A 12644-nucleotide genomic window follows, 5' to 3' on the forward strand; every position below is an offset into this window, starting at 1 on the left:
TAACCTTTACTACATAATATTTTCTTAAGAAAAATATTTATTTTAATATATTTACCTCTTTTGTTAACCTGAATAGATTGTTTTTAATTTCAGACATGCTGATATTTTTTCTTGAAACACCGGTTTCCACTGCAGCACGTGCGACAGCATATGCTACATGTGGCACCACCCTAGGATCAAACGGATTTGGAATGACATAGTTGACATGAAGCTCTTCTTCTGAAATTAACTCAGCTATTGCATAAACAGCTGCTAGCTTCATTTCTTCATTAATTTCTTTTGCTTGTACATCTAAAGCTCCACGAAAAACTCCGGGGAAAGCTAGTACATTATTTACTTGATTAGGAAAATCAGAACGTCCTGTACCAACTACTAGTGCTCCTGCTATTTTTGCTTTATTAGGCATAATTTCAGGTGTAGGGTTAGCCAAGGCAAAAATAATAGGATTATGATTCATAGAACGAATCATATCCTCATCAACTACATCTGCAGCTGATACTCCAATAAATACATCAGCATCAATAAGGGCCTCTGCTAATGTTCCCCGCTTCTGTTCTATATTTGTAATACGAGCTATTTCTTCTTTAAGCGCATTCATTCCAATAGGTCGCTGTTCATATATTATCCCTTTTGTGTCACACAAAATAACATTTTTTACATGCATATGAAGTAACAGCTTAACAATCGCTATCCCAGCAGCACCAGCACCATTCACAACGATTTGCACATCTTCAATTTTTTTATTTGTTAACTTAAGTGCATTAATTAGGCCAGCAATCGTTACAATAGCTGTACCGTGTTGATCATCATGGAAAACAGGAATATCACAAGATTTTCTTAGGCGCTCCTCAATTTCAAAGCATTGTGGTGCTGCAATATCTTCTAAGTTTATCCCACCAAAATTTGGTTCTAATAATTTAACAACCTCAACAATCTTATCCGGATTATTAGTGTTTAAACAAATAGGAAAAGCATCGATCTCAGCAAATGATTTGAAAAGTAAAGCTTTTCCCTCCATCACTGGCATAGCTGCTTTAGGTCCAATATTCCCAAGACCTAATACTGCAGTTCCATCAGATATAACTCCAACTAGATTCCCTTTCATTGTATAATCATATACTTTGCTTTCATCTTTATAAATCTCTAAGCATGGCTCAGCAACACCTGGTGAGTAAGCGAGACTTAAATCTGTTGAATTTTGTACTTTAACTTTAGAATAAACACCAATCTTCCCCTGTTTTTCTTTATGCATTTTTAATGCTTCATCTCGTAAAGGTGACATATAATTTCGCTCCTATAATTAAGTTAAGAGTTCATTAACTCTATCTTAAACTTGATATTGTATGATATAAGTAAGACTTCTAATATAATCATTATTTATTTTTATAACCTTTTAACATATCTTTTGCATAACGATTGGGGTATAAAGTATTTAACATATTGTATGGACTTCCCTTCCAATATCTTCTTAATGGTGTCCATAACTTATGTTTAATTAACCATCTTTGTGTGTAAATAGATAGTAATTGCCCCTCTGTTAGTTTTTCCTTTTCTTCAATAGTCCACTTCAGCGCCTCTAATGCTTTTTTTTCAGTCCAAAATCCGGTAGGTGTGAATTTATATTCCCATTCTTTATTTTGACCAGGATATAAGTCATTGATCATGGCGTACGGACTGTTATTCCAGAATATTTGACAAGGAGAAATTAAATTATGAATAGTAAGCCATTTTACACTGTAAACTTGTAATAATTGAAAAGAAGTTAATTTTTCTTTTTCTTCAATAGTCCACCTTAATGCTACCAATGCTTTTTCTTTAGTCCAAAAATTGTTAGGAGTCATACTAAATTCCCACTCTTTAAATTTATTAGGATATAAAGAATTTATCATTGCATAAGGACTACCATTCCAATACATAACTAATGGTGCACTGAGTTTATTTTTCTCTAACCATTTTTTACTATAGAATTTGAATAGTTCTACTTTACTTAGTTTTTCTTTTTCTTCAACAGTCCATTTTAATGCTTCAAGAGCTTTTTCTTTAGTCCAAAAATTTAATGGTGCCATACCAAACTCCCACTCTTTAAATCTATTGGGATATAAGTCTTCAATCATCTTATAGGGACTATTATCATAACTATGTTTGAGCGCGCCGAGTAATCGATATTTTATAATTAAAGGCGTATTCCATTTTTGTTTAATATCCTCTTCATTCCATTTTAAAATTGTTTCAATTAAATATTTTGTGACCCTTTTAGATAGCTCTCTATTGCTATCTTCTTTCCATGTATTCGGTGGAAACCTACTTCTTTTACCGTCTAATATTTCTTGATAGATTTCTTCTATTTGCACTGCTTTCGCTTGCACTTCAAACTCCCTCCTATTCAAGACATATAGCGATTCCTCTTTCCTAACGTTAAATAACACGCCAATAGTAACTATTGTGATTTACTTTTATAACGCAAAAGAAATGTATAGGGTAAAATCATTTCTTTAATTTATAATAAGAAGGACATAAAAAAACAAAAAGTTACAAAAGTTTTTAAATTAAAATTTTTGTAACTTTTTGTTTTGATGCAAATATAATTTCAATTAAGGTATCTCACCGTTTTAAACTTGACGCTCCATAATCTTGTATAGTTACATTTATATGATATTTAATCGGTACCTTACTAAATGTTCGATCCCAATCTTTTTTGACTTTCTCCCATGTTCTCGGGTGTTTAATTCTTAATTGGTTGCCAAAACCCGCAATATCGACTTGGTATTCTTTTTGTATTTTTTTTGTAACATGATGTACTAAGTGCTTTACTTCTTTTTCAATAGCTTTTTCTTCCCTTTTTAAAAATTCATTTTCAAAATCTTTTCCTGATTGCATCCAATTTTCAGACAAACGCCCTTCTGATTCAATGTTTACATCAAAGGAAATATTATTTCCGTTAACATGTGGTATGATTTTGCTTTTTATTGACTTTATTTCGTATATAATGAGTTTCTTTGATTCTTTATCAAAAGTTTTTACCACACCACCATTCCTTTTTCCGTTTATCCATACTACTCCTTCCAATTCCTGTTCATTTAAAAAGCCCATCAACTTTTTTGTCTTCCCTTTAATTACAGCAGCTCCTACAAATTTCGTTTCTCCTTTTATCGAGATTACATTTTGCAATAGAAAACTGGACCCTGACCGCATCTTTCCTTCCAATTTAGCGAGTGATACAGGAGGTAAAATCCTTGTTGTTCTCTTTCGATTATCTGCAATTCCAGACAAACGAAATGCTGGGATTTCTCCTTTTTTGTTTGATTCCAGTACCTCCTTCGCTAGACCCTTGCTAATTAAGATCATACAGCTAAGCCGAACTTCATTGTCGCGGAGATACTGTTCAAGTAATTGTTCTAAACTGTATGTACGTACAAGACTATCACTAATAACAATGTTTTTTAAATGTGGGCTGAACATTGCGCTCTCTCTTTTCAATGAAAACTCACGAACAATTTGATGAATGGAATCACCGGTCTCAGAAACATTTATATAACGTTTTTGTTGTCCGTTTCCTTTACTTTGTGCTTGCGAACTGACAATTTGATAAGTTGCTTTTATAAGATTTCTTTTAGGATAACCTCCTTCCTCATCCTCTTTCTCAATTGTTGAATCCTTCCCTTTATCTAGTGCTATACCTGCAGTTAAACTCAACTCTTCTACTTCTTTACTGCTCCAACATCCTGTTAAAAATAGAAGCAAAAGCGTACATAACAAAACCAAATAGAACCGCATATAATTAAATTTATTTTTCACACTACTCCTCCTTTTAATCGCTTAATAATAAGAAGAAGCAGTGGCAGTAAACCAAATAAAAATAAAGCAGCATTACCGAGCATATCCCCCAGTTTAAGCAAATCATTTATATTTTTCGAAGTCATAGCAATGATGTAAATGATTGGAATCAAAGCAAAAATAAACGGATGAATACTCTTTTTAAAGAGCTGTGCCAATCCTAATGCAGCTGCATAGTAACTAATTGTATAGGTAGCAAATATTTGCATAATCCATATTACAAGCAGTAAAGATTCAAAACGTTCAAATATTAAACCAGAAATTTCAAAACTGCGCATAAGGTCAATTGTCGGCCATGTTCTTGTTACAACCCCATCAATTGATAATGCACCAATGACCATTACAACAGTTATTACATAAAAGATTAACGGAATAGAAATTCCAACTAAAATAGCTTTTACTGCTTTCTTTCGTTGTTCCATAAACACCAAAAGAATTAACATAATTTCTGGACCTGTATATGCGAGAGACGTTGTTTTTACCCCATCTAACACCGGTTTAATTCCCAAACCTAATACGGGACGGAGATTATCTATCTCGAATATCCCTATACTCATAAAGGAAATGAGTAAAAAAATAAAGAAAGTAATAGGAAATATTATTTCAAACATCCGTGCAATCGAGTTAATACCACTCATAATCAAATAGAGACCTATCCACATAAAAGGCATAACAATAGCCCATGTGGGAGTTCCTTCTAGCAAAAAAAAGCTTATTACTTCTGCCATTGAACGAATTTGAAAGGCTGAAGTTGTAAGAAAATACCCTATAATAAGAAAACTAAGCAACCTGCCTATCCATTTCCCTACAATATCTTGACTGTATTGATAAAATGTTTTATCTGGAAACTGCTGACTTAGTTTGACCATAATTACTCCTGAAACCATTGCGAGTATCCCACCTAATATCACACTTAACCATACATCTGGTGTTTTCACTTTTTCTACAGATGCTCTGGGCAGAGTGAGGATTCCTGTTCCCAGTATGTAATTTACAATAATAACAACTGCTTGTGCAGTTGTTATTCGGTCTTTAGGTATAGTAATCACTGAAGGCCACTTCCTTTCGTCATCAGCTACCTTTTGCGGTTAGTTTTTTTGGTATGCATTATTTTCGGTCGACGTCTCATTATTTTTAATGGCATGCGAACCATAAAATCTTTCCAATCACTAAATCGGTACGGAACAGCAGGGCTAGTATAAGGAACGCCAAAACTTTTCAGTTTCACTAAATGACTGCAAAGTAAAAGAAAGAAGAGAATAACTCCATACAAGCCAAATATCGCAGCACAAAACATAGCTACAAAACGAAGAATGCGTAACGTAATTCCCACACTATATTGCGGAATAGTAAAAGAAGAAATAGCTGTTACCGCAACAACGATAACCATTATTGGACTAACAATTCCTGCTTCTACGGCAGCCTGACCAATTATTAAACCGCCCACAATTCCCATTGCAGGTCCAATTGGTTTAGGCAGACGTAAACCCGCTTCTCGTAAAACTTCGATAGCTACTTCCATAATTAACGCTTCTATTAAAGCGGGAAAAGGAACTCCTTCTCGCGATCCGAGAATAGAAATAGCGAGCTTAGTGGGAATTAATCCTGGATGAAACGAAATGAAAGAAATATACAGTGCTGGAGCAAATAATGAAACAAAAGCTGTCATGAAGCGTAATAAGCGGAGAAGCGTACCAGGAAGCCACCTTTCATAATAATCTTCTGGTGATTGCAGTAGCATACTAAATGTAACTGGAGCAATTAAAACAAATGGTGTTCCATCTAACAAAATAGCTACTCGACCTTCCATCAAAGCACTAATAACACGATCAGGTCGTTCTGTATTTTGAATCTGCGGAAAAGGACTTAGATAATTATCTTCAATGAGTTGCTCAATATAACCAGATTCGAGTACACTGTCTATGTCAATTTTCTGAATTCTGTTTTTTATTTCATCCACCAATTCTGTACTAGCAAGATCTTTAATAAATGCGACAACTAACTCTTTCTTTGCACGTTCTCCTACTGGTAGCTTTACTAATGATAAGCTCTCATCCGCACAATGTCGTCGCAAAAGTGAGGTATTATCACTTAATACTTCAGTAAAACCGACCCGTGGCCCTCTGACTAATGCCTCCGATACTGGTTCTTCAATGTTTCGTTTATTTGCTTTTGTTGTACCAAGAATAAACACATCTGCTAAACCATCAATTAAAAGAGCTGTTGAACCTATCAATACTTTGGGTATTAAATCTTTTATGTAATGGACTTCTGCTACTTCACTAATTGTAAGAACTTTATTTTTAATATATTCTTTTGAAACAGTCCCCTCTACATAAGAAGATTCATTTTTATATTCATCAGAAAAATCATCCATTAGTAATTTCATAATATGTTTGTCAATTATCTCTTTATCTGATAGACCATCAACAAAAACGATCCCAGCCTGAATATCTGTGCGTCCAATATTAAACTTCCGAAAGCGAACATCAGAATTATGTCCGATTTGTTGCTTTATAAGTTCTAAGTTAGAGGCAAAGTCATTTGTGAAATGAACGGTTGCATTTTGAGATGGTTTATGCTCTTGTTTCGTTTTACTTTGAATATTATTTTTTTTCACTTGTTTGTCTCTTGACTTCCACCAACTCATTCTTCCCACTCTTTCTCTGACATACGAACCCAATGAAAAAATCTTGAGATAGTATACGGAATTAAAAACAAGATAAACGCTTGTACAAAGACTTTCCAATCTGGAAGATAAGAAGTAATTATGTTCCACATTTTTATCACCCAATTTATATACTCTGCTAGGATTGAGACTTCTAAAGAACGGTATGTACTTAATAAAAAATAACGATAAGATTAAAGAGCAGAAAAGCAAGACATTATGCTTATTTAGTACCAATAACCTAATTAGTATAAAAACATTTCTGACCTAAAATACCATTTCCAATTATAATTTGTTAAATATTATCTCCTTTTCCTTTATTTATATGCCCGCATTTGAATTTAAAATAATATAAGTATCAATGATATTTCCTCTTAAAGAAAAAAGATGCTAGAAGATAGCATCTTTTTTCTTTATTCAACTTACTATGTATTTATATCTTATTGTGGAATTTTTTATTTCCTTTAACGAATATTAATATTTAAAAATAGAGCATACACATTTTTTTGTTCTAAGTTAATATATTTCCACTGAATCCATACGGAATTTTCTGATTTTAAAACCAATATGAAATAAAGGAAAATACTCTCTTAGAAAAACTATATAAAACAAATAACATGAAAACAACTATCAATCTATTAATTGAAAGTAATAATGAGCAAGAGTTTATCATCGTAATTCCGAGTGTATTCGTTTTGCTTCAAAATAAAGAACTTGAATAAATTTTTTCGTATCAATACGAGCAGGTAATGTTGGTTCATTATTCAATTCTGTCATCTTTCTCCTTACGGTAGTAAAATCAAAAAATCTAGAAGCATAATTTTCGAACTTCGGGTTTAAAAAATCAGTAAGTCCAAGGGATGCTAAATGGTTTAATGATTGATAAATTGCTCTCCGAATCCGTTGTTTGGAAGCTTCTATGAACCTTTTTAATTCGGCATCTTCAGCTGAATCCCCCAGTTTTTTTTGAGCCAAATTCATAAAAATCTCTTTTAGTGAGGGAAAGCCTTGTTCCAACGTGTTATCTTGTTCATATTTATATAAATAATCTAGCATATCCATTAAATCTTTACTTCCACTTTCACTGGCTATTCCTAATTCAGACAAAAGAAAATGAATGGAATTTTGAAAATGATTGAAAGTATTTAAATGTTTTTCACTACGGTATTTTTCTTGCGTACTTAAATTACTATCCAATTTTAGTACCATATTAAGCGATTCTTGAATGTTTTTTATTGATTTTTCCAAACGAATTCGTTCAATGACTTTCCGAACAACTGTTAATACTTCAATCCGGTTAATTGGCTTAATAATATAGTATTCAACACCAAGCGAATAAGCTTCAGCAATTAATTCTTTTGATTCTACTTGAGAGACCATGATGATTTTCCCTTTAAACGAAGGCTTTATTTGACGAATTGTTTTTATTCCATCTTGATTCGGCATTAACAAATCGATAAATAAAATGTCTATATTTTTAAGGATTACCATTTGTTGCTCTAAAGATAAACCATCCTCAGCTTCTCCTATAACCTCCCCAAGATCTTCATCCTCGATAATTTGAGCCAACATTGAGCGAACCGCTTTTTCATCATCTACTATATAAAAATACATAGAATCACCCTTTCGAAATTATATGATCAATCCCTAATCTAATTATAAAAATTGATCCTTTTCCTTCGGTTCTGTCCTCAAGCGTAACATCACCTTCTAGTTGTTCGACCATTTCTTTAACATACGATAGTCCGATGCCTGTCGATGGGTTGCCTAAATCATCATATTTAGAAGTAAACCCAGGCTCAAAAATTGAATCTTTATATTTTGAAGAAATACCAGGACCATTATCGCCTATTTGAAATTCAACAAAATGGTGGTCTTTATTAATGTCAATTGTGATGGTTCCCATACCTTGGATAGCTTCTACAGCGTTTGTAACGATATTATTTATAATAGATAAGATTGTGTAAATATGATAATGAGGATGCACACCATCAATTTTATACACAAATTGGATGTCTTTCTCTAGCAACCGTGCATATTTCGTATTTGCCCGTATAATGATATTTACTAGTTCATGCACAGACATATAATCTGTAAAACTTTCATCAGAAATTAATTTTGAAAGTCCCGCAAAAATACGTTGGTTATCCTTTTTAACGTCATGGACCTCACCAGCAATTTGTAATGCCTGTTGCCTTAAATCCTCAAACTGAAAATCCATCTGTTTGTGCTCAAAAGAGTCTAAGGTTTTATATAAATCATAGGATTTTTTTGTTATATTCTCAGCATCTTGTAATGTTTTTTTTAAATGAACAGCATCTTCATATAAATTAGAGATGAGCATGAGCATGTGTTCATTTTGCTTCTTTATATGTCTCTCCCTTGATTGCGCTTCATACAATTTCATCATATTGAAAAAGCTTAGAACTATAAAACTATGGGAACATGCGATAACAATGATCTCATTTATTGCCTCGGATGTGATCGATGTTTTTAATACGAAATATTGAATCATTAATTCCACACAGTCTGACAGTATTTCAATCATGCAACCAATAAAACCAATCATTAGTGGTTGATGATAAAAACGTTTGATTTTTGCTAAATGAAAGAGATACGAATAAGTAAAATAAAAGAAAAAACTAGGATAGTGCGTATGAAAAGCGGCTAGCCAATCCATATTTCCCTTTATAATGACATCCATTGAGATACGAAATACTACCACGACTATCGCTGTTAAAAAACCCGGTAAAAATGCTGGAATTCGTCGAAACAATAACAAAAAAAAGAAAAATGTTGGTGCGCCAAAGCTCATTCTAAATGTTTCATTTAAAGGAAATGACTTTATTTCACCTACTAAGGGTACTGTAAGTATCATTAAAACGAGAATATAGATGTCTTTTTTTACTAAATTACTAAGATTCAAAATAATCACTTCTCACTTTCGCCTAACAGTCAGTATACAAACCTATTTGCATTAATACAATACTTACTCTATTTTTTTCAAAAACTGATAAATAAGATATAAACGAAAGCATTATAGATTGTGAGTATTCATTACACCCTTCTACTTTAGAAAGATACTTTATAACTCAAAAATGTTCAGACACAATATAAGGTCTGAACACTTTTGGACTCGCTCTAACACCAAAATATCTGTGCTCCTTTTTAAAATATACTTAAATCCCATTCTTTTGCAATATGTTCTAACAACATAATTCCTGGTAAACTATTCCCATACTCATCAATGGCTGGTCCGTAAATACCAATACCACATCCATCTTGGAACGATAAATCCTTCCTAGATTTTGAGGGAACAAGTGTCATAATTCCGCCAGATACCCCACTCTTAGCTGGTAATCCAATGAAAGCAGCAAATTTTCCAGAAGCATTGTACATTCCACAAGTAAGCATTAAAGCTTTTGTTAACCTAGCCACTTCTTTAGGGAGCACTTGTTCTTTGCGAATAGGATGATATCCATCATGTGCTAGTATAAGCCCTATTAAGGCAATATCTTCTGTATTTATTTCAATCGAACATTGTTTTAGGTAAACCTCTAGTGTCTCCTCCACATCTGATTCTAGAAAACCATTTTCCTTTAAATAGTATGCTAAAGCTCTATTACGATGAGCCGTTTCCCATTCGGATTGAAATACTATTTCATTAATAGCAGGACGCTTCTCTATCATTTTTTCAATTAATACGTATAGAGATTCTAATTTTTCTTGCACCGATTTCCCTGGCAAAAGTGAAGCTATCGTAATCGCTCCAGCATTAATCATAGGATTAAAAGGTTTTCCTGGTTTATGTATCTCTAAACGAATAATTGAATTAAAGGCATCTCCAGTTGGCTCTACGTCAACTCGTTCTAATACATAAGAAATACCGCGACTTAAACAAGCGGCTATAAAACCGATTACTTTTGATATACTTTGTAATGTGAAAGGTATCTCCCAATCTCCTGACTTTATCATTGTTCCATCTGGCTTTACTATACAAATACCTAACTGCGATACATTTATTTCCCCCAGAGCGGGAATATAACTGGCGCTTCGTCCCTTAGCTGCATACGTTCGATAATGGGCTACCCATTGATCTAAGCAAACTTTTTCTTGACCCTCAATTTGAATGCTATAATCTTTTATCATTTAAAAATATTCCCCCGTACTATTAACTTTATATAGAATGATTTTTTCTTTACTATAATCAATAATATTTGCACTAGAACCAAGAAAGATATTCAGACATATTGCAGTCTGAATATCTTTCTTATTACACACTTTTCTTTTTTGAATTTTTCTGATAATTTTCCCAACATTCAATATTTTTAAGCCCTTTAATGTTTTCTTTATAAAAAATAGGATCTTTACCAGCTTTTTTCTGATTTATATAATCTTGTAACGCCGCAAATGCTACTTTTGAAAGTAAGGTAATAGCAATTAAATTAATAATAACCATAAAGCCCATAAATAAATCCGCTAAATCCCATACAATTTGAACCTTTGCAACGGAACCAAATACAATCATAGCCAACACACTTATTCTGTATATCATTAACCACACTTTACTTGTATGTAAGAAGCGAATATTTGTTTCACCATAATAATAGTTGCCAATTAACGCACCAAATCCAAATAAAAAAACAAAGATAGCAAGACAACCCGATGCCCAAGAACCGATGTGTTCACTTAATGCTGCTTGTGTAAGTGCAATACCATTTAACCCCGGTTGTTTATATGCATCAGAAAGCAAAATAATAAAGGCAGTGCTAGTACAAATGATCAGTGTATCCGTTAATACACCAAACGCTTGAATCAGTCCTTGTTTCACCGGATGACTTGTTGTTGCTGTTGCAGCAACGTTTGGTGCACTTCCCATACCAGCTTCATTTGAAAATAAACCACGTTTAACCCCATTCATAAGTGCTGCACCAATTGAACCTCCTGCTATTTGTTTAAAACCAAATGCGTTTTGAACAATAAGAGAAAGAACTTCCGGCATTTTTGATATGTTGGTAACTACAACAAATAATGCAACTCCAATGTATAATACCGCTAAAAATACCACTTTGTATTCAGCCATTTTTGCAATACGTTGTACACCACCAAAGATAATCGCAGCGAAAGCAATGGCCATGATTATCCCGACTGTTAGGCGATCTGTACCAAATGCATTTTGAAAAGCAATTGTAACTGTATTTGATTGTACTGAATTGAATACAAGACCAAAAGTAATTGTGATTAAAATAGAGAATAATACTCCCATCCAACGTTTATTCAACCCTTTTTCCATATAATAGGATGGACCACCGCGGAAGCCAGTTTTATCTTTTACTTTATATATCTGTGCTAATGTGCTTTCAACAAAACTGGATGCCGAGCTAATAATAGAAATAATCCACATCCAAAATACAGCTCCAGGCCCCCCTAATGCAATCGCAATCGCAATTCCTGTAATATTCCCTGTTCCAACGCGAGCTGCCATACCAATACAAAACGCTTGAAAAGGGGAGATTTGATCTTTAGAACCACTTTTCCCCTCCATTAATACACGGACCATCTCTTTTAACATTCGAAACTGTACAAAATTCAATTTAAATGTAAAATAAATTCCGCAAATAACAAGCATAATAATTAACAATTTAGACCATAAAAAATCATTCGTTGACCCGACTAAATCTACAAAAAATCTTTCCATATTATCACTCCATACCAAAAATTTATCTATCATAATCTATATAAAATCACCTATATTCCCTGGCATAAATACCTCATTCATATTCAAATACAACAAGGATAAAAATTTTCTATATTAATAGGATTGGCCTGTTTAAGCAAACATCACAACATGTAACTGTAAAACTGAATTTTCGAAGAACTTAACGCTTATACATACGGTGCTCTATCCCCTTCTGTAAAACTAATATTCTTATCCACTAATATTGTTGTACTATTATGTTTGTTTCGTTTACCGGTGATTTACATTTAAATCATAATAATCAATAGTGATTAACTGGTTTTTTGTTAATTTTCCCTAGAACATGGAAATATCTCCTTTCTCACTACTAATCTCAAAAATAGGCTAGGTAAAAAGTTCATAGAAAAACTATGAAGCGCTTTCAATCTTCAACTAAGAGAAGCT

Annotated in this window: 10 protein-coding genes; all 10 read right to left on the minus strand. The window is 33.1% G+C overall.

Features of this window, described 5'->3' with window-relative positions:
• Window positions 1-37 precede the first annotated feature (37 nt).
• The 10 genes from ACTFR3_RS03145 to ACTFR3_RS03190 all read right to left on the minus strand — a co-directional run bounded on the left by ACTFR3_RS03145 (window position 38) and on the right by ACTFR3_RS03190 (window position 12200).
• Complete coding sequence (locus ACTFR3_RS03145; protein ID WP_000074778.1) at window positions 38-1282, minus strand: NAD(P)-dependent malic enzyme; 1245 nt, start codon at window positions 1280-1282, stop codon at window positions 38-40.
• Window positions 1283-1373: 91 nt separating this feature from the next.
• Window positions 1374-2366, minus strand: a complete 993-nt coding sequence (locus ACTFR3_RS03150) for a DUF4046 domain-containing protein (RefSeq protein ID WP_001148033.1) — start codon at window positions 2364-2366, stop codon at window positions 1374-1376.
• Window positions 2367-2601: 235 nt separating this feature from the next.
• On the minus strand, window positions 2602-3795 hold the full coding sequence (locus ACTFR3_RS03155) for a Ger(x)C family spore germination protein (protein ID WP_431139907.1): 1194 nt from the start codon (window positions 3793-3795) through the stop codon (window positions 2602-2604).
• Window positions 3792-4883 (minus strand): spore germination protein, encoded by a 1092-nt coding sequence (locus ACTFR3_RS03160; protein ID WP_017673624.1) that lies wholly within the window; start codon window positions 4881-4883, stop codon window positions 3792-3794. Before ACTFR3_RS03160 ends, ACTFR3_RS03155 begins: the two co-directional genes overlap by 4 nt.
• 26 nt (window positions 4884-4909) lie before the next feature.
• The gene (locus ACTFR3_RS03165) at window positions 4910-6484 is read right to left on the minus strand and encodes a spore germination protein (RefSeq protein WP_440041541.1); all 1575 of its coding nucleotides are present in this window, start codon (window positions 6482-6484) and stop codon (window positions 4910-4912) included.
• Window positions 6481-6615, minus strand: coding sequence for a hypothetical protein (locus tag ACTFR3_RS03170; protein ID WP_000267088.1), 135 nt, complete (start codon window positions 6613-6615; stop codon window positions 6481-6483). Before ACTFR3_RS03170 ends, ACTFR3_RS03165 begins: the two co-directional genes overlap by 4 nt.
• A gap of 556 nt (window positions 6616-7171) precedes the next feature.
• On the minus strand, window positions 7172-8116 hold the full coding sequence (locus tag ACTFR3_RS03175; protein ID WP_061457413.1) for a response regulator: 945 nt from the start codon (window positions 8114-8116) through the stop codon (window positions 7172-7174).
• Window positions 8117-8120: 4 nt separating this feature from the next.
• Window positions 8121-9437 carry a sensor histidine kinase gene (locus ACTFR3_RS03180; RefSeq protein WP_000584790.1) on the minus strand — a complete coding sequence of 439 codons (1317 nt, stop codon included), beginning with the start codon at window positions 9435-9437 and terminating at the stop codon, window positions 8121-8123.
• A 233-nt stretch (window positions 9438-9670) separates the two neighbouring features.
• Entirely contained in the window at window positions 9671-10651 is a 981-nt protein-coding gene (gene glsA / locus ACTFR3_RS03185) for a glutaminase GlsA (RefSeq protein ID WP_048527827.1), read from the minus strand.
• Window positions 10652-10775: 124 nt separating this feature from the next.
• Window positions 10776-12200 carry an alanine/glycine:cation symporter family protein gene (locus ACTFR3_RS03190; RefSeq protein WP_048527828.1) on the minus strand — a complete coding sequence of 475 codons (1425 nt, stop codon included), beginning with the start codon at window positions 12198-12200 and terminating at the stop codon, window positions 10776-10778.
• Window positions 12201-12644 lie beyond the last annotated feature (444 nt).

The sequence above is a fragment of the Bacillus cereus group sp. MYBK14-1 genome (assembly GCF_051916885.1).
Taxonomy (GTDB): domain Bacteria; phylum Bacillota; class Bacilli; order Bacillales; family Bacillaceae_G; genus Bacillus_A; species Bacillus_A cereus.

What these genes read in the sequence shown, in the direction of transcription:
- ACTFR3_RS03145 (WP_000074778.1), bottom strand. Translation starts at nt 1,282, where the DNA reads ATGTCACCTTTACGAGATGAAGCATTAAAAATGCATAAAGAAAAACAG.
- ACTFR3_RS03170 (WP_000267088.1), bottom strand. Translation starts at nt 6,615, where the DNA reads ATGTGGAACATAATTACTTCTTATCTTCCAGATTGGAAAGTCTTTGTA.
- ACTFR3_RS03165 (WP_440041541.1), bottom strand. Translation starts at nt 6,484, where the DNA reads ATGAGTTGGTGGAAGTCAAGAGACAAACAAGTGAAAAAAAATAATATT.
- glsA (WP_048527827.1), bottom strand. Translation starts at nt 10,651, where the DNA reads ATGATAAAAGATTATAGCATTCAAATTGAGGGTCAAGAAAAAGTTTGC.
- ACTFR3_RS03190 (WP_048527828.1), bottom strand. Translation starts at nt 12,200, where the DNA reads ATGGAAAGATTTTTTGTAGATTTAGTCGGGTCAACGAATGATTTTTTA.
- ACTFR3_RS03175 (WP_061457413.1), bottom strand. Translation starts at nt 8,116, where the DNA reads ATGTATTTTTATATAGTAGATGATGAAAAAGCGGTTCGCTCAATGTTG.